A 23039-nucleotide genomic window follows, 5' to 3' on the forward strand; every position below is an offset into this window, starting at 1 on the left:
ACACTTGCCTCTGACGTCAGTGTCAGCTTTTAGCGTAGCGCCATGACGACACTCTTCGACGCGTACACCGCAGGTTCGCTCACCCTGCCGAACCGTATCGTGATGGCCCCGATGACCCGGGTCCGCTCCGACGCCGACGGCCTCGCCAACGCCTCGATGGCCCGCTACTACGCACAGCGCGCCACGGCGGGCCTGCTGATCAGCGAGGGCGTGCAGCCCAGCAAGCTCGGCCAGTCCAACCCGTTCACCCCCGGCCTGCACACCGACGCGCAGGCCGAGTCGTGGCGGCAGGTCACCGACGCGGTCCACATCAACGGCGGCCGCATCTTCGCCCAGATCATGCACGGCGGCCGCATCAGCCATCCGACCACCTCGGGACTCCAGCCGGTCGGCCCGTCGGCGGTCGCCGCCCGCGACGTGCTGGTGTTCGCCCCCGCAGGGCGGCTGCCCGCCCCGGTGCCCCGGGAGCTGACGCTCGCCGAAGTGCCGCAGGAGGCCCACTCGTACGCCGCGGCCGCGGTGCGCGCCAGCGCCGCGGGGTTCGACGGCGTCGAATTGCACGGCGCGAACGGCTATCTCATCGCGCAGTTCCTCTCCAGCAACGCCAACCTGCGCACCGACCGCTACGGCGGCTCGATCGCGGGGCGCATCCGGTTCGCCGTCGAGGCGGCCGAGGCCGCCGCCGACGCCATCGGCGCCGACCGCGTCGGCATCCGCCTGTCCCCGGGCGCCGGCATCTGGGACGCCCACGAGACCGACATCCCCGAGTTGTACGGCGCGCTGCTGGCCGAGCTGGCCCGGCTGGACCTCGCCTACCTCCACCTCGAGGCGTCCACCGACGAGCAAACCCTGGTCGGCCTGCGCCGCGCCTGGCCCGGCACGCTCATCGTCAATCCCACCCACCCGGCGGGCGCCGAAACGGCCGGGCGCAAGCACGCCGACCACTGGCTGGGCCTCGGCGCGGACCTCATCTCGTTCGGCCGCGCCTTCCTCGCCAACCCCGATCTGGTCGAGCGGCTGCGCGCCGACCTGCCCCTGGCCGAGGCCGACGAGGAGACGTACTTCCAGGGCGGCGACAAGGGATACCTGACCTACCCGCACTACCAGCACTGAGCCGGCGGGGCACACGGGCCGACATCGTGATGACCACCGCCCCGGCAGAGCTGACGGACGGTCAGGTTCGACGGAATCGAGTCGTAGCCACCGGAGTTCACGACGTTCGCACCGGTCGCCCGGCGCGAGCCCGCTCGCGTGATCAGGGCTGCGGAGTCGACACCTGCGCATCCGGCTCGGTGCCGTCCGGCTCGAACTCCCACCCGGCGAGATCCGCGCGCATCGCGGCGCGCGGCCAGTGGTCCAGTCCGTGCGCCGATTCGGCCGCGCGCACCGCCAGCAGTTCCGGCGTCTCGTCGGTGGGCAGCACGTAGCGGAAGCCGAGCCGCTCGTAATACGGCCCGTTCCACGGGACTTCGACGAACGTGGTGAGCGTGATCGCGGACAGTCCCTCGGCCCGCGCCCACCGGATCGTGTGGTCGATGAGGCGCTTGCCCAGGCGCCGCCCGGCGTAGGCGGGCAGCACCGAGACCTGGTCGATGTGCGCGTTGCCGTCGACCAGGCCGGCCACCAGGTAAGCGACGGGCTCGTCCGCGGCGTCCGCGTACACCCAGGCCCGTCCGGCGCGCTGGAACTCGCGCAGCGTTTCGAGAGAGGGTGGCTCGTCGTCGGCGACGGTCCGCATTCCGATCTCGGCGAAGGGAGCGCCCGCCGCGCGCTCTATCTCACGCAAGGCGGGCAGGTCGGCCTCGGTGGCCGGGCGCAGGATCAGCATCCCCGCAGTATGGACCCCGCGGGCCGAACCGGTCGCGCGAGTATCCGCTAGGACGACCCGCGCGCCGATCCGGTGAACAGGTTGCTCAGGAAATCGGTGAACGGCACGCACACCGCCGCGCCACCGCTCAGCGACGGCGGAAAGCAGGTCACAGCCGACACTTCCGCGGCCCGCTCCGCCGGCGCGCTCGCCTGCGCGGTGCCGCCGAGGCCCGCCACACCGAGGGCGACGCCGACCGCCGCCGTTCCCAGTATCCGAGATGTGAGTCGCATGACACTGTCCTTTCCGGCATCCTCCCGCGCCGACGGTAACGCCGTGCGCGCGGCTCCGGCGGCCCCGAGTTCTAGGTGCGCACGGCCGCCAGCGCCGCGACCAGGCGGTGGCTGCGGGCGGTCATGTCCTCGGCGCTCTCCTGCGGGTGCCGCAGCCACCAGTTGACCAGCGCCGTCACCGCGCCCATCCACACGTCGGTGAGCGCGGACGCGTCGTCGGGATCGTCCAGTCCCGCGGCCTCCAGCACCGCACGCACCCCGCGCGCGGCCTGGTCGGCGATGCGGTGCCGGGCCCGCTTCACGGCGTCGGCCGCCGGGCCGTCGGCGGGATGGGAGCGGTCGAACAGCACGTTCCAGTCCTGCGGCCGCGGGGCCAGCGCGTGGAACACCGCGCTCAGCACCTCCCGCGCCATATCGATCGAGCCGGGCCCCGCGATCGCCGCCTCGATGGCATCGCCGAGCACCGCGGCCGCCCGCTCCACGCACGCGACGTACAACCCGTCCTTGGTCTGGAAATAGGCGTAGACCAGCGGCTTCGAGACACCCGCCCGCGTCGCGACCTCGGCGATCGACAGTCCCGCGTAGCCCACGCGCCCGATCTCGTCGACCGCGATATCGAGGATCTGCGCCTCGCGCTCGGCGCGCGGCACCCCTTTGGTTCCCGCTGTGCTCACGCTGTTCATCCAACCATTCGCCCGGCACCGCCCTGGCGCGGCTACTTCGCGATCGACACCAGGACCAGCCTGAGCATGGGCGCCGGCGCCCTCGGTTTCATGCTGCTGTTCAAGACGCTCACGCTGGTGCTGTTCGTCTTCCTCTGGGCGGTGGTCGCGCCGTGGCAGCTGCCCACCGACGCCTGGTGGTCCAGTTCTTCGTCCACACCGAGACCGTCGGCACGCTGGCCCGGCCGATCGAGTTCCTGTTCAACACCCCGTCGCACCACCGCGTGCACCACGGCAGCGACCCCGAATACCTGGACAAGAACTACGGCGGCATCCTCATCCTCTGGGACCGCCTGTTCGGGAGGTTTCAGCCGGAGCTGCACCGCCCGACCTACGGGCTCACCGAGCCGGTCGACTCCTACAACCTGCTCCACCTGCAACATCACGAGTACGGCAACATCCTGCGCGACGTGCGCGGCCACCCGCTGGCGCGACAAGCTCGGCTACCTGTTCGGCCCGCCCGGCTGGGAACCGAAACCGGAGCTGTCCGCGGCCCGGATCGCGGAGCCGTCGGTGTAGCCGAAGCCCCACGTCGCCCCGCCCTCCGTCAACCCCCGCGAACACGCCTCGGGAATCCGGCCACGCGTGCGCGAACCGCCTGGCGACGACCGGTGCGGGGCCGCCCACCTCGGCGCGGTCCCGTTCGGACGGGCGCTGCCCGGAACGCGCACCCCTTATGCTGGACGCCGAAAGTGCGCGGGAAGGAGGCGCGGGTGCGCAAGAACCCTGCGACCGTTGGGATCGCGCCGGGTGACGGACTGATCGCCCGATTCGGCGCGGTGGTGGTGTATCTCGCGGGTGAAACCGCGTCCACCGACCGGATTCTGGGGGCGATCGAGGCCGTCGCGTCCGGGGACCATCCGGGTGCGGCGATCGCCCACCGGCTGGCCGCGGTGGTGTTCGGCACCGGGTCCGAGCCGCCGCCCTTCGGCGTGGTCGCACCCACCGGCGACGGCACCGTGATCCTGCTGCGCGGTCCGGTCACCGCCGAGATTCAGGGCGCCGAAGGCGTGCGCAAGCTGTCTGGCGCGCGGGCCTTCACCTGGGTCGACGAGATCGTGCGCGAACCCGTGCGCCGCATCGCCATCAGCGGCAACGACGCTCCGGCGCATCCGCGCAGCGACCTGCGCGGCGGTGTGGTGCCCGGCGGCGGCTTCGAATGGCGCGTGGGCGTGCGCCGCGCCGGCGATGCCGACAAGCCCGCCCGCCCGTCCACCACCGCGACGCCGGTACCGGGGGAGCCGCCCGCCACCGCGCCCGCCGGACTCGAGGCGCTGGCCGACGAGTCCGAGACGCGCCCCGCCGGCGAACCCCGAGGCACCCAGGCCATGCCGCTGGCCTGGTCGCAGACCGGTCTCGACCGCGCCGCCGAACCGATTGCCCTGCAAAAGAATCCGCCCACCCGCGGCGCCCGCATCCCGCCCCCGCGCCGGGCCGAGGGAGCCGAAACCCCCACGGGCGCACTGGTCTACGAGGACTCCGTCTACCCGCTGGACCGCCCCTACGTGATCGGCCGCAACCCCGACGCCGACGACTCGGTGCGCAACGCCATCGCCTCGCCGCTGGCCGTGCCGCGCGACCGGCACGTCTCCCGCGTGCACGCCTACGTCTCCCTCGATCGAGGCAAGGTGTTCGTGCGCGACGCCGCCACTCCCGCGGGCACCTTCATCGCCGCGCCCGGCGTCGAGCAGTGGACGCGGGTCGGCACCGCCCCCGTGGAACTGCCGCCGGGCTGGAGCATCCGCATCGGCGAGAAGGTGCTCACCCACCGCAACGGCGAACGGCACCCGGCGGCGCAGACCCGCCGCGCGTGACACCGGTCACCCCTCGGCCACAGCGCCGGGAGCACAATGGCGGTATGCGTCGCCACGGCCCCACCCAGGACATCGATGAATCCGCGTTGACGGTCACCCCGCCGAAGCGGCAGGCCGCGGGCGTGACGGCGGTCGCGGTGGCCCTGGCGCGCTCGGTGGAGGAGATGGGCGTGGTGCGCACCGCTCGCTCGCTGGCGCGGGTCAACCAGGCGCACGGCTTCGACTGCCCCGGCTGCGCGTGGCCCGAGCCCACCGGCCACCGCCGCCCCGCCGAATTCTGCGAGAACGGCGCGAAGGCCGTCGCGGAGGAGGCCACGCTGCGCACGGTCACCCCGGAGTTCTTCGCCGCGCACTCCGTCGCCGAGCTGGCGGAGAAATCCGGCTACTGGCTCGGGCAGCAGGGCAGGCTCACCCACCCGATGGTGCTGCGCCCCGGCGACACCCACTACTCGCCGATCTCCTGGGACGAGGCCTACCAGCTGATCGCCGGCGAACTGCGCGCCCTGGACTCCCCCGACGAGGCCGTCTTCTACACCTCCGGCCGCACCGCCAACGAAACCGCCTTCCTGTACCAGCTGCTGGTGCGCAGTTTCGGGACCAACAACCTGCCCGACTGCTCGAACATGTGCCACGAGTCCTCGGGCACGGCGCTCACCGGCTCCATCGGCATCGGCAAGGGATCGGTGTCGATCGACGATTTCGCCGAGGCCGATCTGATCATCGTCGCGGGCCAGAACCCCGGCACCAACCACCCGCGCATGCTCAGCGCCCTGGCGGGTGCGAAGGCGGCGGGCGCGCGCGTGGTCGCGGTGAACCCGCTGCCCGAGACCGGTTTGCTCGGCTTCCGCGACCCGCAGACCGTCCGGGGCGTCACCACCGGGGTCCCCATTGCCGACGACTTCCTCCAGATCCGGCTCGGCGGCGATATGGCGCTGTTCCAGGGGCTGGGCAGGCTGCTGTTCGAGGCCGAGGACCGCGCGCCGGGCACGGTGATCGACCGCGCGTTCGTCGACGCGCACTGCGCCGGTTTCGCGGAGTACGAAAAGCAGTGCCGCGACGTCGATCTCGACGTGGTGGAGCGGGCCACCGGACTCACCCGCGCCGAACTGGACCGCACGGCCGATCTGCTGGCCGGCGCGCGCAACGTCATCATCTGCTGGGCGATGGGACTCACCCAGCACACGCACGGCGTCGCCACCATCGAGGAGGCGACCAATCTGCTGTTGCTGCGCGGCATGATCGGCAAACCGGGCGCGGGCGTGTGCCCGGTGCGCGGGCACTCCAACGTGCAGGGCGACCGCACCATGGGCATCTGGGAGAAGATGCCCGACACCTTCCTCGACGCGCTGGACCGCGAGTTCGGCATCACCAGCCCGCGCGCCCACGGCTACGACACCGTCCACGCGATCCGCGCCATGCGCGAGGGCCGGGCGCGCGTATTCTTCGGCATGGGCGGCAATTTCGTCGCCGCGACACCCGACACCGAGGTCACGGAGGCGGCGCTGCGCGGCTGTTCGCTCACCGTGCAGGTGTCCACAAAACTCAACCGCAGCCACCTGGTGCACGGACGCACCGCGCTCATCCTGCCCACCCTGGGCCGCACCGACAAGGATCTGCGCGGCGGGGTGAAACAGCAGGTGTCGGTGGAGGATTCGATGTCGATGGTGCACCTGTCCACCGGGCGTCTGGACCCGGTCAGCGAGCACCTGCGCAGCGAGGTCGCCATCGTGTGTGAGCTGGCGCGGACACTGTTCGGGCCGGAACATCCGGTGCCGTGGGCGCGCTTCGCCGACGACTACGACGCCATCCGCGACGCGATCTCCCGGGTGGTGCCCGGCTGCGCCGACTACAACCGCCGGGTCCGCGCGCGCAACGGTTTCGTGCTGCCGCATCCCCCGCGCGACAGCCGGGAGTTCCGAACCACCACGGGCCGAGCGAATTTCGCCGTCAACGAACTCACCTGGCTGCCCGTCCCCGAGGGCAGGCTGATCCTGCAGACACTGCGCAGCCACGACCAGTACAACACCACCATCTACGGCCTCGACGACCGCTACCGAGGCGTGCACGGCGGACGCAAAGTGGTGCTCGTCAATCCCGACGACCTCGCCGAATTCGGTTTCGCGGACGGGGAATTGGTCGACGTGGTGTCGGAATGGACCGACGGCGTCGAGCGGCGCGTGCGCGGATTCCGTCTCGTCGGCTACCCCACACCGCGCGGCAACGCCGCCGCCTACTACCCCGAGACCAACCCCCTGGTACCGCTGGATCACGTTGCCGCGCGGTCGAATACGCCGGTCTCGAAGGCCGTGGTGATCCGGCTGGAACGCCACGAGCACGAGGTGCGCGCATGAGTCGCGTCACCGCCCGCCGCCGCACCGTGCGCCTGTCGGCGTCGGGCGAGACACGCAGGCCCGACACGCTCGCGGTGGAGGAACCCCTGGAGATCCGCCTCGGGGGTCGCTCGCTCACCGTCACCATGCGCACCCCCGGTTCGGACATCGATCTCGTACACGGATTCCTGGTGAGCGAGAACATCATCGGCGCCCCCGGCGACGTCGTGAGCGCCCGGTACTGCGCGGGCACCGACGACGAGGGCCGCAACACCTACAACGTGCTCGACATCGCCCTGCGCAACCCCGGCCCGGTGCCCACCCGCGCCTTCCTCACCACCGGCGCGTGCGGGCTCTGCGGCAAGACCGCGCTCGACGAGGTCCGCACCCGCACCCGCTTTCCCCTGCCGCGCGACTCCTTCACCGTCGACACCGATGTCCTGGCCGGGATGCCGGAAACGTTGCGCGACAAGCAATCCGTGTTCGACGCCACCGGCGGGCTGCACGCGGCGGGGCTGTTCGCGCCCGACGGCACGGTGCTCGCGGTGCGCGAGGACATCGGCAGGCACAACGCCGTGGACAAGGTGATCGGCTGGGCGTTGCGCGAAAACCGGGTCCCCGCACACGATCTGGTGCTCATCGTGAGCGGCCGGGCCTCCTTCGAGCTCGTGCAGAAGGCGCTGATGGCGGGCATCCCGATGCTGGGCGCGGTGTCGGCGCCGAGCTCACTGGCCGTCGATCTGGCCGACGAATCGGGTATGACGCTGGTGGGTTTCCTGCGCGGCGACACCATGAACGTCTACGCGGGCGCGCGACGCCTGCGCCATCGCCCGCTGGCGCGGCCCGCGAGCTGACGGTATTGCCCACGGCGCGGGGCCGTTCTACGGTGACATCACCCGGTCGTCACCCGGAGCGTGCCCGGCGACGCCGTGTCACGGTCTCCGGCCGGACGGACCTGCCTCAGCGCGAACGGAGACCCTCATGCGCTTCTCGGTGGACAACAAACGCGGCGGCGTCCGCGTGCGAATGAACTTCGAACAGCATCGCCACCGCTGGCTCGCCGTCCGAATCATGCTGGGAATCCTGGCTTTTCAGGGCATCGTGATCGGCCTGTGGGCGGTGTTCGCGCCGCACTCCTGGTACACCAGCTTCCCCGGGTTCGGGATGCGGTGGATCTCGGCGGACGGCCCGTTCAACCATCACCTGGCCGGGGATGTCGGCGCGTTCTTCCTCGCGCTCGGCGCGATCAGCGCGTTCGCGCTGTGGCGCGGCGGCAGCGCATTGGCCCAGGCCGCCGGGCTGGGCTGGCTGGTCTTCGCCGTACCGCACTTCATCTATCACGCCTCGCACAAACCCGAGGCGCTGGGCGCGGCGAGCTTCACGATCAGCCTGCTGGCGGCGGCCGCGCTGGTGGCACTGGGCCTGGCCGTCCTGCTGATCACCCCGCGCGGGGCGCAGGTACCCGACCCGAAACCGATCGAGTTCCGTCTCCCGCGCCGCCGCGGCACGCGCTGAGCGCGGACAGGCGCGTTGCGGCGTCGGCCGACGGGCCGACGCCGAGCGCCTCGAAGCAGGCCGCGCTCAGGCGTCGAGCGCCTTGAGCAGCGCCTCGCGCTGACGGGCGCCGAGTCCGCCGATGCGACGGTCCTCCGGGATCTCGGCCTGATCCATGAGCTTGGCCGCCTTGACCGGGCCGACTCCGGGCAGCGCCTTGATGACGGCGGCGACCTTGGTCTTCTTCACCAGATCGTCGGACTCCGCCTTCTTCAGCAGGTCGGCGACCGAGACCTTGCCTTCCTTCACCTTGCCGATCAGCTCCGAGCGCGCCTTGCGCACCGCGGCCGCTTTGGCCAACGCTTCGGTGCGCTGTTCCGCGGTCATCGTGGGCAGTGCCATGTCTCCTCCGCTTTCACTCGTCACTCGAACATCTGGTTGACCGCACCGAGTAAACAGCACGGCACCGTAGACGCTACGCCGACACACCGGTCGGCGTGGCCGATGAGTTTTCCCGCGCATCGCCGTCTGAACGGGTGAGCGACCCGCGTGAACCGGGTCGCAGCGACGAAAGGAAGCATCGCCATGGAACTGTCCCTGACCCAGTTCATCTCCCTCGACGGCGTCTACCAGGCCCCCGGCGGGCCCGAGGAGGATCCCTCGGACGGTTTCACGCAGGGCGGCTGGACGGCCCCGTTCGTCGATGAAGGCTTCGGCTCGTTCGTCGATTCGGCCTTCGCGCGGGCCGACGCGTTCCTGTTCGGCAGGCGCACCTACGACATCTTCGCCTCGTACTGGCCGAAGGTGGGCGACGAAGAGCCGGTCGCCAAGGCGTTCAACGCGCTGCCGAAATACGTCGCCTCCCGCACGCTCGACCGCGCGGACTGGGCCGGCACCGAGATACTGGGCGGCGACGTGGTCGAGCAGGTCGAGGCGCTGAAGCAGCGTCCGGGGCGCGAACTCCAGATGCACGGCAGCGGTGGCCTGGCGCAGACGCTGCTGGCCGCCGGGCTGATCGACACGCTGTACCTGCTCACCTTCCCGGTGGTGCTGGGCAACGGCAGGCGTCTGTTCCCCGCGGGCGCCGCGCCGACCCGATTCCGGCTCGCCGAATCACGGACCACCGGCACCGGAGTCGTGCTCGGCACCTACCGCGCCGACGGCGCACCGGCGTACGGCCTGATCGGCGAGTGACCTGCGTAACACCCGGCCCCACTCCGACGACAGCATGTACGACAGCTTCACCACGGGATCGAGGTTCAACGGCGAACCAGGGGATCAACGGCGCTCCCCGACCCCGCGATCCCGCCGAAGCCGCGACCGGCAGAGCGCACACTGCTACCCTGCGAACTGAAACACGTTACATTTTTCCGTTCACAGAGGTGTGCCATGACACGACAGATCCGGGATGTGGTCGAGCAGTACGTCAAGCTCGTCGGCTCCGGCCCCACCGACGCCATCGTCGAGCTGTACGCGCCCGACGCCACGGTCGAGGACCCGATCGGCACCCCCGTGCGCCACGGCCACGAACCCATCCGCGAGTTCTACGACGTGATCGCGGCCCTGGACCGCTCCACCACCCTGCACGCCGACACCGTCCGCATCGCGGGCAACCACGCCGCCTTCATGTTCGACATCGTCACCAAGGTCGGCGACCAGACGTTCACGCTGACCCCCATCGACGTCATGGAATTCGACGACGAAGGCCGCATCACCACAATGCGAGCGTATTGGAGTCAGGACGATATGCGTATCGAACCGGCCTGAGAAACTTTCGACGCCGCACCGAATCCGGTGCGGCGTCGCTTGTCTCGTCGGCCGGACCGCACCGACCGGCTCGTCACCCGCGGCGGCGCAGATACGCGTAGAGGACGAAGTTGCCCGGGGTGACATCCATGCTCGAGATGTTCACCAGCTCCCACCCGAAGTGCTCGTCCAACCACTCGACGCAGACGAGCATCGCCGACACCCTGCCTTGGTAGTCGTCATCGAGCAGGGCGGACCCCAACGGGAACGTGGTCTGCGCCGTCGCGCTGACAGCCAGGTACTTGTGCTGATACGTCCGCATGTCGACCAACCGTTGAGGATGGCGACCGCATCCAGGACCCGTTCGGGCCCCACCGGATGCAGCGGTGGGGACGGCTGCACGTGCTATCGATCCCCCCGGGCGCGCCTTACGCCGACTTCTCGCGGCGTTCGGTGCGCTGTGCCTTGCGCGGCACGATGGTGGGCAGCACGTTGTCGTTGACGGTGTCGGCGTTCACGACCACCTTGGCGACGTCGTCGCGGCTGGGGATGTCGTACATCACCGGCAGCAGGACCTCTTCCATGATGGCGCGCAGGCCGCGGGCGCCGGTGCCGCGCAGGATGGCCTGGTCGGCGACGGCCTCGAGTGCGTCCTGGGTGAACTCCAGATCCACGCCGTCCATCTCGAACAGCCGGATGTACTGCTTGACCAGCGCGTTCTTCGGCTCCGACAGGATCTTGACCAGCGATTCCTTGTCCAGGTTCGTCACCGACGCCACGACGGGCAGGCGGCCGATGAACTCCGGGATCAGACCGAACTTGATCAGGTCCTCGGGCATGACCTCGGCGAAGTGGTCGGTGGTGTCGATCTCCGCCTTGGAGCGGACCTCGGCGCCGAAGCCGATGCCGCGGTGGCCGGTGCGGTCGGAGATGATCTTCTCCAGGCCGGCGAACGCGCCCGCGACGATGAAAAGCACGTTGGTGGTGTCGATCTGGATGAATTCCTGGTGCGGGTGCTTGCGCCCGCCCTGCGGCGGCACGCTGGCCTGGGTACCCTCCAGGATCTTCAGCAGCGCCTGCTGCACGCCCTCACCGGAGACGTCGCGGGTGATCGACGGGTTCTCGCTCTTGCGGGCGATCTTGTCGACCTCGTCGATGTAGATGATGCCGGTCTCGGCGCGCTTGACGTCGTAGTCGGCGGCCTGGATCAGCTTGAGCAGAATGTTCTCCACGTCCTCGCCGACGTAGCCCGCCTCGGTGAGCGCGGTGGCGTCGGCGATGGCGAACGGGACGTTGAGCATCTTGGCCAGCGTCTGCGCCAGGTAGGTCTTGCCGCAGCCGGTCGGGCCGAGCATCAGGATGTTCGACTTGTGCAGCTCGACGGTCTCACCGCGGCTGTCGCGGCCCTTGTCACCGGCCTGGATGCGCTTGTAGTGGTTGTACACGGCCACCGCGAGGGTGCGCTTGGCGGTGTCCTGGCCGATGACGTAATTCTCCAGGAAGTCGCGGATCTCGGCCGGCTTGGGCAGCTCGTCGAGCTTCACCTCGCTCGACTCGGCCAGCTCCTCCTCGATGATCTCGTTGCAGAGATCGATGCACTCGTCGCAGATGTACACGCCTGGTCCCGCGATGAGCTTCTTGACCTGCTTCTGGCTCTTTCCGCAGAACGAGCACTTGAGCAGATCGCCGCCGTCTCCGATGCGCGCCATCTCGTGGGTCCCTACTTCCTTGTCCGCGTGCAACCGTCCGTCCAGGTTGCCAGCAATCCGCCGAACTCGGGTGTAATCGCGAACACTTCGAGTTATCGCGGCGGGTCGAGCGTTGCCGTCAACCAAGAGACCAGGTCCCTAGCTTGACCGTACCCGGTGTGCGCGATGGAGGTCGACAACTCGCGCATGTTTCTCGCCGGGCCTGTGCGAGTTATCACGACATCAGAACACGTTCCGCGAGTCGTGCCCCCCGCCGGGGCGGCCGATCGTCCGGCGTGTCCGTTTCCCGCGACGAAATTCGCCGCGTTTGCGGAATGCAATTCACCCCGGTCCGCAGGGCCGGCCGGGCGGCGCGTTCTCGCGCACACCGCACGGCCGAATCCCGGACCGACCGGAGCGATTCGCGAGCGAGGGCCGCCGGAGCCGCCGCCCGCGACCACTCACTTCTTCTGCGCGCTGAGCTTGCGGTAGTCGAACACCTGGTCGATGATCCCGTAGTCCTTGGCCTCCTCGGCCGTCAGGATCTTGTCGCGGTCGGTGTCCTTGCGGATGGTGTCCGCGTCCTTGCCGGTGTGGCGCGCCAGCGTGGTCTCCATCAGGCGGCGCATGCGCTCGATCTCGGCGGCCTGGATCTCCAGGTCCGACACCTGACCCTGGATGCCACCCTCCAGCGCGGGCTGGTGGATGAGCACGCGGGCGTTGGGCAGGCAGGCGCGCTTGCCGGGGGTGCCCGCGGCCAGCAGCACGGCCGCGGCCGAAGCGGCCTGGCCCAGGCAGACGGTCGCGACGTCGGCGCGCACGTACTGCATGGTGTCGTAGATCGCCATCAGCGAGGTGAACGAGCCGCCGGGCGAGTTGATGTACATGGTGATGTCGCGGTCGGGGTCCAGCGACTCCAGCACCAGCAGCTGCGCCATCACGTCGTTGGCCGACGCGTCGTCCACCTGCACGCCGAGGAAGATGATGCGCTCCTCGAACAGCTTGTTGTACGGGTTGGACTCCTTCACGCCGAAGCTGGAGTGCTCGATGAAGGAGGGCAGGATGTAGCGCGACTGCGGTGAGTTCGGCGCGATGCCGGACAGTCCGGCGCGGGGGTCGATCAGAGCCATTTCGTCTCCAAAGTCTGTGTGTTCGACGGCGATTGGGTGCGGCGCTGGCCGCGGCTCACCCGGCCGAGCCGTTGGTGGCGGCGGGGTTCGCGCCCCTGATCACGTGATCGATGAAGCCGTACTCGAGGGCTTCCTGCGCCGTGAACCAGCGGTCGCGATCGGCATCGGCGGCGACCTGCTCCACGGACTGGCCGGTGTGCAGGGCCTGCAACTCGTTGAGTTCCTGCTTCAGACGGACGAACTGCTCGGCCATGATGGCGATATCGGCCGCCGAACCACCGATGCCCGCCGACGGCTGGTGCATCATGATCCGCGCGTGCGGCAGCGCGTGGCGCTTGCCCTTGGTGCCCGCGGTGAGCAGGAACTGGCCCATCGAGGCGGCCAGGCCCAGACCGTAGGTGGCGATATCGCACGCGGCCAGCTGCATGGTGTCGTAGATGGCCATGCCCGCCGACACCGAGCCGCCCGGCGAGTTGATGTAGAGCGCGATGTCCTTGGTGGGATCCTCCGCCGAGAGCAGCAGGATCTGCGCGCACAGCTTGTTCGCGATGTCGTCGTCGACCTGGGTGCCGAGGAAGATGATGCGCTCGCGCAGCAGGCGCTCGTACACCGAGTCACTGAGATTGAGACCAGCAGTCGCGGATGTCATGACCCCTGCCTGGTTGTTCGTCACGGATACCTGCCTTCTCTTCGCACCGGCTTGTCACTGAAAGCTACACAGCGCGCCTCGGCGCGCAGCTCTCAACGGTTCGTTGTCACAAACACTAACGAAGTAGGGCGGCACCGAACTTCCGGTACCGCCCTACTTCTCTCACAGCAGAACTTCGGGCGCGCCCCGGCCGGACGCACCGGCCGTCGCGGCGGCACACGAAAGCCCGTCACGCTGTGGATTCACGGATCTACTCGGCGTTCTCGGCGGCCTCGCCCTTGTCCTCGGCGTCCGCGGGGGCGCCGAACATCTCGGCGGTGTCCACGGCGCTGCCCTCGGAGTCGGTGACCTTGGCCCGGCCCACCACGCCGGCCAGCGCCTTGCCGCGGCGCACGTCGGCGAACACCGCGCCGAGCTGGTTGGCCTGCTGCACCTGCTGGATGAACTGCTCCGGCGACATGCCGTAGCGCTGCGCCTGGAACAGGATGCGCTCGGTGAGCTCCTCCTGGCCGACCTGGGTGTTCTCCGCCTCGGCGATCGCGTCCAGCAGCAGCTGGGTCTTCACCGACTTCTCGGCGGCCTCCTTGGTGTCGGCGTCGAACTCCTCGCGGCTCGAGCCCTGCGCCTCGAGCGCCTCGGCCAGCTTGGCCTCGTCGTGGTCGAAGCCGTGCACGGCGTCGTGCAGCACGGCGTCGATCTCGGCCTGCACGACCTTCTCCGGCAGCGGGATCTCGGTCTGCTCCAGCAGCGCCTCGAGCACCTTGTCGCGGATCTCGCCGGCCTGCTGCACCTTCTTGACGCGCTCGGCGCGGGTGCGCAGATCGGTCTTCAGTTCCTCGAGGGTGTCGAATTCCGAAGCCAGCTGGGCGAATTCGTCGTCGGCCTCGGGCAGCTCGCGCTCCTTCACCGACTGCACGGTGACGGTGATGACCGCTTCCTTGCCCGCGTGCTCACCGGCCACCAGCGTGGAGGTGAACTCCTTGGACTCGCCGGCCGACAGACCCACGATCGCCTCGTCCAGGCCCTCGATGAGCTGGCCGGAGCCGACCTCGTGGGACAGGCCGGTGGTGGACGCCTCGGCGACCTCCTCGCCGTCCACGGTGGCCGAGAGGTCGATGGAGACGAAATCGCCCTCCTGGACCGCGCGCTCGACGCCGGTCAGAGTGCCGAAGCGCTGGCGCAGCGAGGTGAGCTGCTCCTCGATGTCGGCGTCGTCCACGGTGAACGCGTCGACGGTCACCTCGATGTCGCCGAACTCGGGCAGGGTGATCTCGGGGCGCACGTCGACCTCGGCGGTGAACGCGAGCTCCTCGCCGTCCTCGATCTTGGTGATCTCGATGTCGGGCTGGCCGATGACCTTCACCTCGGAGGTGGTGACGGCCTCGCTGTAGCGGCCCGGCAGCACGTCGTTGACGACCTGCTCCAGGATCGCGCCGCGGCCCAGGCGGGCCTCGAGCAGCTTGGCCGGGGCCTTGCCGGGACGGAAGCCGGGGATGCGGACCTGCTTGGCGAGGGCCTTGTAGGCGCGATCGAAGTCCGGCTTCAGTTCCTCGAAGGGCACCTCGACATTGATCCGGACCCGGGTCGGGCTCAGCTGCTCGACGGTGCTCTTCACGGACATGCTCCTTGGTTCGGTGTCAGGTTGGTTCGGTGGTGTTCGGGCAGCGCGTCACGGCGGGTGCGCGCACGCATCCCGACCAGGGTAGTTGACCGGCCGTGGCGGCCTGCACTCGGTCGGGGCACGGCGGCGAGCGCCCACCGTGCCCCGACCGGCGTCAGGCGCCGACGGCGACCGCGTCGGTCACGAAGACCAGCGTCTCGTTGGGCGCGATGCCGTTGCCGCCCTGGCCGTAGCCCAGATCGGGCGGGATGATGAGCAGCCTGCGCGCGCCCTGCTGCACGCCGACCAGGCCCTGGTCCCAGCCCTGGATGACCTCGCCGCCGCCCAGTTCCAGCTCGAACGGGGCGCCGCGGTCGAAGGAGCTGTCCAGCTTCTGCTTGTTCGACCAGGTGACCAGCGAGTAGTTCATGGTGAGCGGCTGGCCGACGGTCGCGCCGGGGCCGCTGCCCTCGACGAGGTCCTTCACGACCAGCTGGGTGGGCGGATCGCAGTCGTCGGGGATGGTGATGGTCGGGTTCTCGCCGAAGCCGCCGGTCACGCCGATGTCGTCGGCGGTGCATTCGCGGCCGTGCTTCTGCTGGGCCGCGGCGGCGGTCGTGGTGGCGGCGGTCGTCGCGGCGGCGCCGCCGTCGTCGTCCGAACCGCAGGCGGTCAGCGCGAACGCGGCCGCGGCGGTGAGCCCGATGCCGAAGATCCTGCCGAGTGTGTGCATGCGGCCGAACCCTAGACGACCGGGCGCCCGCCGTGGGGCGCGCCCCCGCCGGATGCGGCCCGCGCTCACCTTCTTTCACGGGCGGGCGCGGCCCGCGGTGAGTAGGCTCGGCGGTGATCTCCCGCCCGCCGGAAACGGCGGCGCGCACCGGACCGAACGACGGCGGACCCATCGGGGTACCGCCTCCGCGCCCGACCGTGAGGAGTCCTGCCGATGACCCGGACCGCAGGCGCCGAGGGCGACACCTCGGCCGACAACGTCGGAGCGCACGGCGGCGCTTCGATCGCCCCCACCCCCTACGTCCTGACCGACGCGCCCGGCCCGCTGGCGCACGAGGAACTGGTCGCGCTCGACGCCTTCTGGCGCGCCGCGAACTACCTCGCGGTGGGCCAGATCTATCTGATGGCCAACCCGCTGCTGCGCGAGCCGCTGATTCCCGAGCACATCAAACCGCGGTTGCTCGGCCACTTCGGCACCGTGCCCGGACTGAATCTGGTGTGGACGCACGCCAACCGGGCCATCCGCGCCCGCGATCTGGATGCGGTGTTCGTCGCCGGTCCCGGCCACGGCGGTCCCGGCCCGAACGCGTGCGCGTGGCTGGAGGGCACGTATTCCGAGCTCTACAGCGACATCTCGCGCGACGCGGCGGGGATGGGCGCGCTGTTCGCGCAGTTCTCCTTCCCCGGCGGGGTGCCCAGCCACTGCGCGCCGGAGACGCCCGGTTCCTTCCACGAGGGCGGCGAGCTGGGCTATTCGCTGCTGCACGCGTTCGGCGCCGTGCTCGACAACCCCGATCTGACGGTGTTCTGCGTGGTGGGCGACGGCGAGGCCGAGACCGGTCCGCTCGCGGGCAGCTGGCACGCGAACAAGTTCGTCAACCCCGCGCGCGACGGCGCGGTGCTGCCGATCCTGGCGCTGAACCAGTACAAGATCGCCAACCCGACGCTGTTCGCCCGCATCCCCGAGGACGAGCTGATGTCGCTGCTGCGCGGGTACGGCTACGACCCGGTGCTCGTCGCCGGCGACGATCCGAGCCGCGTGCACCAGGACATGGCCACCGCGCTGGACCGCTGCCTCGACCGGATCGCCGCCGTGCAGCGCGCGGCCCGCGACGGCGCCGACGGCGCGCGCCCGGCCTGGCCGATGATCGTGCTGCGCACCCCGAAGGGCTGGACCTGTCCGCCCGTCGTGAACGGCGACCAGGTGGAGGGCACTTTCCGGGCCCACCAGGTGCCGCTGCCCGCCGCCCGCACCGACGACACGCACCGAGCGGTGCTGGAGCAGTGGTTGCGGTCCTACCGGCCCGACGAGTTGTTCGACGCCGACGGCGCGCCCGTCGCCGCGCTGCTGGACCAGGTGCCGGTCGGCGCGCGCCGGATGAGCGCCAACCCGGTGGCCAACGGCGGCGAGCTGATCCGCGATCTGCGCCTGCCCGACTGGCGCGAATTCGGCGTGGAGGTCGAAGCGCCCGGTGCGATCAAGCGGGAGGCCACCCGGGTGCTCGGCGGGTGGCTGCGCGAGGTCACCCGGCGCAACCCCGACAACTTCCTCACCTTCGCCCCCGACGAACTGGCCAGCAACCGGCTCCAGGACATCCTCGAGGTGACCGGCCGGGACTGGCAGGCCGAGATCGGCGAGTTCGACGTGGACCTCTCGCGCACCGGCCGGGTGATCGAGGTGCTCTCCGAGCACATGTGCGAGGGCCTGCTGGAGGGCTATCTGCTCACCGGCAGGCACGGCGTGTTCACCTGCTACGAGGCGTTCATCCACATCGTCGACGCCATGTTCAACCAGCACGCCAAGTGGCTCGACGCGAGCGCGGCGGTGCCGTGGCGGCGGCCCCTCGCGAGCCTGAACTACCTGCTCTCCTCGCACGTGTGGCGCCAGGACCACAACGGATTCACCCACCAGGACCCGGGATTCCTGGACGTGGTGCTGAACAAGAAGCCCGAGATCGTGCGCGTCTACCTGCCGCCGGACGCCAACACGCTGCTCTCGGTCTACGACCACTGCCTGCGCTCGCGCCACTACGTGAACGTGGTGGTGGCGGGCAAACAACCGCAGGAGGCGTGGCTCTCGGTGCCCGAGGCGGCGGTGCACTGCGCGCGCGGCGTGGGCATCTGGGAGTGGGCGGGCAACGGCGATGTGACCGGCACCGCGCCCGACGTGGTGCTGGCGTGCGCGGGCGACGTGCCCACGCTGGAGACGCTGGCGGCCGCCGCGATCCTGCGGAATCGACTGCCGGACTTGCGCGTTCGCGTGGTGAACGTGGTGGACCTGATGCGGTTGCTGCCCGCCGAGGAGCATCCGCACGGCCTACCCGACAGCGAATTCGACACGTTGTTCACGCGGGACCGTCCGGTGATCTTCGCCTTCCACGGCTACCCGTGGCTGATCCACCGGCTCACCTACCGGCGCACCAACCACGCCGGACTGCACGTGCGCGGCTACAAGGAGAAGGGCACCACCACAACGCCTTTCGACATGGTGATGCTCAACGATCTGGACCGCTACCACCTCGTCATGGACGTGGTGGACCGGGTGCCGGGCCTCGGTGAGCGGGCCGCGGCGCTGCGCCAGGACATGGTGGACGCCCGCTGGCGGGCGCGGGCCTGGACGCGCGAGCACGGCGCCGACATCCCCGCCGTCGCCGACTGGACCTGGCCCGAACCGGGGCTGTAGCACGGAAACCTGGTTGCCGCGCACGCGCCGGTGGGACACGATCGCAGGATGCTCTTGACGATCACCTGCACCCGACCGGACGGCGCCGACTGGCCCGCGACCGACCTGGGCTTCCTGCTGCACAAGAACCCCGCGCGGGTGCAGTCGTTCGAGCAGTCCTACGGCACGGCGCACGTGCTGTACCCCGAGGCGGAGCCACAGCGGTGCAGTGCCGCGCTCGTGCTGGAGGTGGATCCGATCCGGCTGGTGCGCGGACGTTCCCGTGGCACACCGGATTTCAGCCTCGGGCAGTACGTGAACGATCGGCCGTACGCGGCGTCGTCGCTGCTGTCGGTGGCGATCGGGCACGTGTTTCGCACGGCGTTGCAGGGGCGCAGCAAGGATCGGCCCGCGCTGGCCGAGACGCCGCTGCCGCTGCGGGTCGAGCTGCCCGCCGTGCCGTGCCGCGGCGGCGCCGAAGCCGCCGAACGCGTCTTCGCGCCGCTGGGCTGGACCGTCGAAGCGACGCCGATCCCTCTCGATCCGGCGTTCCCGGAGTGGGGCGATTCGCACTACCTGCGCCTGTCGCTCACCGGGACCGTGCGCGTGGGCGAGGCACTGTCACACCTGTACGTGCTGCTGCCCGTCCTGGACGGGGCCAAGCACTACTGGATGGCCGCCGACGAGGTGGACAAGCTGATCCGGGCGGGATCGGGATGGCTCGCGGAACACCCTGAGCGCGGGTGGATCACGCGGCGGTACCTCGCGCGGCGCGAGTCGCTGGTGCGGACGGCCCTGGCCCGGCTCGCCGAGGTGGACGAGGCCGATCCGGACGAGCTGGGCGCGGTCGAGGATCTCGGTGCGGAGGGGGATGAGATGGGCGTGGAGGCCGAGGTGAGGGTGGACGCTACGGGTGCGGCCGACGCGAGTTCGATTGTGAAATCGGCGAATACGGCGGGCGCGACGGATGCGACGACCGCGGCAGGCCCGCCGGACACGGCGACCACGGCGGGCTCGGTGACCACAGCAGACGCCGCAGATGCGACGACTACGGCGACCACCGACGTGCACGGAACGCCCACGGACGCAGCCGAAACCGCCGAGCGCAAGCCGTCTTTGGCGGTCCTGCGCCGCGCCGCCGTGCTCGCCGCGCTGCACGAGACCGGCGCGCGCCGCGTACTCGATCTCGGCTGCGGTGAGGGCGCGCTGCTGCGTCAGCTCATGGCGGACCGGACCTTCGGCGAGATCGTCGGCGTCGATGTGTCGCTGCGGGCGCTGCACATCGCCAAGCGGCGGCTGAAGCTGGACCGGCTGCCCGAGCGGGCCGCGCGGCGGCTCACGCTGATCCAGGGTTCGCTCACCTACACCGACGCGCGGCTGCGCGGGTACGACGCGGCCGTGCTCATGGAGGTGATCGAACACGTCGACCCCCCGCGCCTCGGAGCGCTGGAGCACGCCGTATTCGGCGCCGCCGCACCGGGTTCGGTGATCGTCACCACGCCCAACGCCGAGCACAATGTGCTCTACGACAGTCTGCCCGCGGGCGAGTACCGCCACGACGACCACCGATTCGAGTGGACGCGTGCGGAATTCGCGGACTGGGCCGGCGGGGTCGCCCAACGGCACGGGTACCGGGTCGAGGTGCGTCCCGTCGGACCCGAGCACCCCGACCACGGGGCGGCGACCCAGCTCGCCCTGTTCACCAGGAACACCACCGCCGACGAGAAAGGAGCCGCGTGATTACCGACACGACCGTCGACCTGTCGGTGCCCGAACTGTCCCTCGTCGTGCTGATCGGCAGCACCGGCTCGGGGAAGTCCACGTTCGCGCGAGAACACTTCCCGCACACCGCGATCGTGTCCTCGGACGCGTGCCGCGGCATCGTGAGCGACGACGAGAACGACCAGGCCGCGACGCCCGACGCGTTCGCCCTGGTGCACCACATCGCGGGCATCCGGCTGCGGCGCGGCCTGCGCACCGTGATCGATGCGACCAACGTGCAGCCGCACGCCCGCAAGGAACTGGTGGCGGTGGCCCGCGCGCACGACGTGCTGCCGGTCGCCATCGTGCTCGACGTACCCGACGCGGTGTGCGTGGAGCGCAACAAGTCTCGGCCCGAACGCGCGCACGTGGCGGCGCACGTGGTGCACCGCCAGCAGCGCGAGTTGCGGCGCAGCCTGCGGCACCTGGAACGCGAGGGCTTCCGCAAGGTGTACATGCTGCGCGGTCTCGAGGAGATCGCGCACGCGCGCATCGTGGACGAGAAGGCGTGGAACGACAAGCGCGATCTCACCGGCCCGTTCGACGTGATCGGTGACGTGCACGGCTGCCGCGCCGAACTGGAAACGCTGCTGGGCGAACTCGGCTACGCGCTGGACCGCGACGAGGCCGGGCGCCCGGTCGGCGCGCGGCACCCGGAGGGTCGCACCGCGGTGTTCGTGGGCGACCTGGTGGACCGCGGCCCGGACACGCCCGGCGTGCTGCGCCTGGTGATGGGCATGGTCGCCGCGGGAACGGCGTTGTGCGTCACCGGGAATCACGAGTTCAAGCTGGTGCGCGCGCTGGACGGCAAGAAGGTGCGGGTGGCGCACGGCCTGGCCGAATCGCTGGCCCAGCTCGAGGCCGAGGACGAGGCATTCCGCAAGGACGCGCTGGAGTTCTGCCGCGGGCTCATCAGCCACTACGTGCTCGACGGCGGCAACCTGGTGGTCGCGCACGCGGGCCTGAAGGAGGAGTACCACGGCCGGGCGTCCGGGCGGGTGCGTTCGTTCGCGATGTACGGCGAATCCACCGGCGAGACCGACGAATACGGCCTGCCGGTGCGCTACCCGTGGGCCGACGACTACCGCGGCCGCGCCACCGTGCTCTACGGGCACACGCCGGTGACGGAGCTGCGGTGGGTGAACAACACCCTGTGCCTGGACACCGGTGTGGTGTTCGGCGGAAAGCTCTCCGCGCTGCGCTACCCCGAGCGCGAGCCGGTTTCCGTTGCGGCCGAACAGGTCTGGTACGAGCCGGTGCGTCCGCTGGCGGCCACCACCGTGGCCACCGGCGACGCCGTGGTGCGCCGCGACCCCGGCGTGCTCGACCTGGACGACGTGCTCGGCAAGCGGGTCGTGCAGACCCGCCACCACGGCCGGATCGGCGTGCAGGAGGAGAACGCGGGCGCCGCGCTGGAGGTGATGAGCCGTTTCGCGGTCGATCCGCGCTGGCTGGTGTACCTGCCGCCGACGATGTCGCCCTGCGCCACCTCGGAATCCGACGGGTACCTGGAGCACCCGGCGGAGGCGTTCGCGTACTACCGCTCCGAGGGCGTACGGCGGGTCGTGTGCGAGGAGAAGCACATGGGGTCACGGGCGGTCGTGGTCGTCACCCGGTCGGCCGAGGCCGCGCCCCGGCGGTTCGGCCTCGAGGGAGACGGTGCGGTCTACACGCGGACCGGCCGTCCGTTCTTCGACGACCCGGCGCGGACTTCGGCACTGCTCACCCGGGTGCGGGCGGCAGCCGAGGCGGCGGGCCTGTTCGAGGAGCTGTCCAGCGACTGGCTGCTGCTCGACACCGAGCTGCTGCCGTGGTCGGCGAAGGCGGTCGGGCTGCTGCGCAATCAGTACGCGGCCGTCGGCGCGGCGGCCGGCGCGGCGCTCGGCGCGGCCGCCGAGGTGCTCGCCGCCGTGGCGGCGCGCGGACTGGACGTGGGCGAGCTCGCCGAGCGCACGGCGCTGCGCCGCGCCGATGCGGCCGCCTTCACCACCGCCTACGGCCGGTACTGCTGGCCGACGGAGGGACTGTCGGGCATCCGGCTCGCGCCGTTCCAGCTGCTGGCCGCCGAGGGCGTCAACCACGCCGTGCGCGACCACGGCTGGCACCTCGAGCGCGCCGACCGCCTGGTCGCCACCGATCCGGAGCTGTTCACGGCCACCGGACGCCGCGTGGTGGACCTGTCCGATCCGGAAGCCGAGGCCGCCGCGACCGCGTGGTGGACGGAGCTCACCGCGGCGGGCGGGGAGGGCATGGTGGTGAAGCCGCACGACTCCCTCGTCCGCGGTGGGAACGGCGACTCGCCCGAAACGACAGGACGTCTCGTGCAGCCGGGCGTGAAATGCCGTGGCCCGGAATATCTCCGGATCATCTACGGCCCGGAGTACCTGCGCGAGGACAACCTTGGCCGCCTGCGCCACCGCGGGCTGGGCCGCAAGCGGTCCATGGCGCTGCGGGAGTACGCCCTGGGCTTGGAAGCCCTCGACCGCCTCGCCGCCGGCGAACCCCTGTGGCGGGTGCACGAAGCGGTGTTCGCGGTGTTGGCGCTGGAGTCGGAGCCCGTCGATCCGCGGTTGTGAGCCGAGACGCGGCCGGTGCCGAGACGCGCCGCAGT

20 protein-coding genes and 1 pseudogene are annotated in these 23039 nt (G+C 70.5%); 11 read left to right on the forward strand and 10 right to left on the reverse strand.

Annotation, left to right across the window (positions count from 1 at the left end; all coding sequences use genetic code 11):
* The first annotated feature begins 42 nt into the window (after nt 1-42).
* Nucleotides 43-1113 carry an alkene reductase gene (locus tag DFR74_RS22360; protein ID WP_067512391.1) on the forward strand — a complete coding sequence of 357 codons (1071 nt, stop codon included), beginning with the start codon at nt 43-45 and terminating at the stop codon, nt 1111-1113.
* Nucleotides 1114-1255: 142 nt separating this feature from the next.
* Here the strand turns inward: DFR74_RS22360 and DFR74_RS22365 are convergent, their stop codons facing one another.
* From DFR74_RS22365 to DFR74_RS37275, 3 genes are all read right to left on the reverse strand, one after another.
* Nucleotides 1256-1828 (reverse strand): GNAT family N-acetyltransferase, encoded by a 573-nt coding sequence (locus DFR74_RS22365; protein ID WP_067512393.1) that lies wholly within the window; start codon nt 1826-1828, stop codon nt 1256-1258.
* 47 nt (nt 1829-1875) lie between these two features.
* Nucleotides 1876-2100 carry a hypothetical protein gene (locus DFR74_RS22370; protein ID WP_113975242.1) on the reverse strand — a complete coding sequence of 75 codons (225 nt, stop codon included), beginning with the start codon at nt 2098-2100 and terminating at the stop codon, nt 1876-1878.
* A gap of 71 nt (nt 2101-2171) precedes the next feature.
* Nucleotides 2172-2774, reverse strand: a complete 603-nt coding sequence (locus DFR74_RS37275) for a TetR/AcrR family transcriptional regulator (RefSeq protein ID WP_438944312.1) — start codon at nt 2772-2774, stop codon at nt 2172-2174.
* Nucleotides 2775-2956: 182 nt separating this feature from the next.
* Between DFR74_RS37275 and DFR74_RS38030 the strand changes: the two are divergent.
* From DFR74_RS38030 to DFR74_RS22400, 5 genes and pseudogenes are all read left to right on the forward strand, one after another.
* Nucleotides 2957-3341: pseudogene (locus DFR74_RS38030) on the forward strand (sterol desaturase family protein); the annotation flags it as partial.
* 173 nt (nt 3342-3514) lie between these two features.
* Nucleotides 3515-4636 (forward strand): FHA domain-containing protein, encoded by a 1122-nt coding sequence (locus tag DFR74_RS38035; protein WP_067512399.1) that lies wholly within the window; start codon nt 3515-3517, stop codon nt 4634-4636.
* Nucleotides 4637-4680: 44 nt separating this feature from the next.
* Nucleotides 4681-6987 carry an FdhF/YdeP family oxidoreductase gene (locus DFR74_RS22390; RefSeq protein WP_067512401.1) on the forward strand — a complete coding sequence of 769 codons (2307 nt, stop codon included), beginning with the start codon at nt 4681-4683 and terminating at the stop codon, nt 6985-6987.
* The gene (fdhD, locus tag DFR74_RS22395) at nt 6984-7820 is read left to right on the forward strand and encodes a formate dehydrogenase accessory sulfurtransferase FdhD (RefSeq protein WP_067512403.1); all 837 of its coding nucleotides are present in this window, start codon (nt 6984-6986) and stop codon (nt 7818-7820) included. The genes DFR74_RS22390 and fdhD overlap by 4 nt, the downstream gene beginning before the upstream one ends.
* Before the next feature lie 127 nt (nt 7821-7947).
* Nucleotides 7948-8481 (forward strand): hypothetical protein, encoded by a 534-nt coding sequence (locus DFR74_RS22400; RefSeq protein WP_067512405.1) that lies wholly within the window; start codon nt 7948-7950, stop codon nt 8479-8481.
* A 66-nt stretch (nt 8482-8547) separates the two neighbouring features.
* On the opposite strand, the gene mihF is transcribed toward DFR74_RS22400, so the two are convergent.
* Entirely contained in the window at nt 8548-8862 is a 315-nt protein-coding gene (gene mihF / locus DFR74_RS22405; RefSeq protein ID WP_067512407.1) for an integration host factor, actinobacterial type, read from the reverse strand.
* Nucleotides 8863-9045: 183 nt separating this feature from the next.
* Here mihF and DFR74_RS22410 point away from each other — a divergent pair, with 183 nt between their 5' ends.
* Nucleotides 9046-9654, forward strand: a complete 609-nt coding sequence (locus tag DFR74_RS22410; RefSeq protein WP_067512409.1) for a dihydrofolate reductase family protein — start codon at nt 9046-9048, stop codon at nt 9652-9654.
* Nucleotides 9655-9849: 195 nt separating this feature from the next.
* Complete coding sequence (locus DFR74_RS22415) at nt 9850-10227, forward strand: nuclear transport factor 2 family protein (RefSeq protein ID WP_067512410.1); 378 nt, start codon at nt 9850-9852, stop codon at nt 10225-10227.
* Between the two features lie 73 nt (nt 10228-10300).
* On the opposite strand, the gene DFR74_RS22420 is transcribed toward DFR74_RS22415, so the two are convergent.
* The 6 genes from DFR74_RS22420 to DFR74_RS22445 form a co-directional block, all read right to left on the reverse strand.
* Nucleotides 10301-10528, reverse strand: coding sequence for a hypothetical protein (locus DFR74_RS22420; RefSeq protein WP_113975243.1), 228 nt, complete (start codon nt 10526-10528; stop codon nt 10301-10303).
* A 106-nt stretch (nt 10529-10634) separates the two neighbouring features.
* A complete protein-coding gene (gene clpX / locus DFR74_RS22425) occupies nt 10635-11915 on the reverse strand; it encodes an ATP-dependent Clp protease ATP-binding subunit ClpX (protein ID WP_067512414.1) in 1281 nt (426 codons plus the stop codon).
* Nucleotides 11916-12355: 440 nt separating this feature from the next.
* The gene (locus tag DFR74_RS22430; protein WP_067512416.1) at nt 12356-13024 is read right to left on the reverse strand and encodes an ATP-dependent Clp protease proteolytic subunit; all 669 of its coding nucleotides are present in this window, start codon (nt 13022-13024) and stop codon (nt 12356-12358) included.
* A gap of 55 nt (nt 13025-13079) precedes the next feature.
* Nucleotides 13080-13673: an ATP-dependent Clp protease proteolytic subunit gene (locus tag DFR74_RS22435; RefSeq protein WP_067512418.1), complete on the reverse strand. Its 594-nt coding sequence runs from the start codon at nt 13671-13673 to the stop codon at nt 13080-13082.
* A 250-nt stretch (nt 13674-13923) separates the two neighbouring features.
* On the reverse strand, nt 13924-15288 hold the full coding sequence (gene tig, locus DFR74_RS22440) for a trigger factor (protein ID WP_067512472.1): 1365 nt from the start codon (nt 15286-15288) through the stop codon (nt 13924-13926).
* A 160-nt stretch (nt 15289-15448) separates the two neighbouring features.
* Nucleotides 15449-16006 carry an FKBP-type peptidyl-prolyl cis-trans isomerase gene (locus DFR74_RS22445; RefSeq protein ID WP_067512420.1) on the reverse strand — a complete coding sequence of 186 codons (558 nt, stop codon included), beginning with the start codon at nt 16004-16006 and terminating at the stop codon, nt 15449-15451.
* 213 nt (nt 16007-16219) lie between these two features.
* On the opposite strand from DFR74_RS22445, the gene DFR74_RS22450 reads away from it, so the two are divergent.
* The 3 genes from DFR74_RS22450 to DFR74_RS22460 are packed head-to-tail and all read left to right on the forward strand — an operon-like array spanning nt 16220 to nt 23004.
* Nucleotides 16220-18688, forward strand: a complete 2469-nt coding sequence (locus DFR74_RS22450; protein ID WP_084538008.1) for a phosphoketolase family protein — start codon at nt 16220-16222, stop codon at nt 18686-18688.
* 48 nt (nt 18689-18736) lie between these two features.
* Complete coding sequence (locus tag DFR74_RS22455) at nt 18737-20407, forward strand: 3' terminal RNA ribose 2'-O-methyltransferase Hen1 (protein WP_067512422.1); 1671 nt, start codon at nt 18737-18739, stop codon at nt 20405-20407.
* Entirely contained in the window at nt 20404-23004 is a 2601-nt protein-coding gene (locus DFR74_RS22460; protein ID WP_232331857.1) for a polynucleotide kinase-phosphatase, read from the forward strand. Before DFR74_RS22455 ends, DFR74_RS22460 begins: the two co-directional genes overlap by 4 nt.
* Nucleotides 23005-23039: the final 35 nt, after the last annotated feature.

The sequence above is a fragment of the Nocardia puris genome, from assembly GCF_003315035.1.
GTDB lineage: Bacteria > Actinomycetota > Actinomycetes > Mycobacteriales > Mycobacteriaceae > Nocardia > Nocardia puris.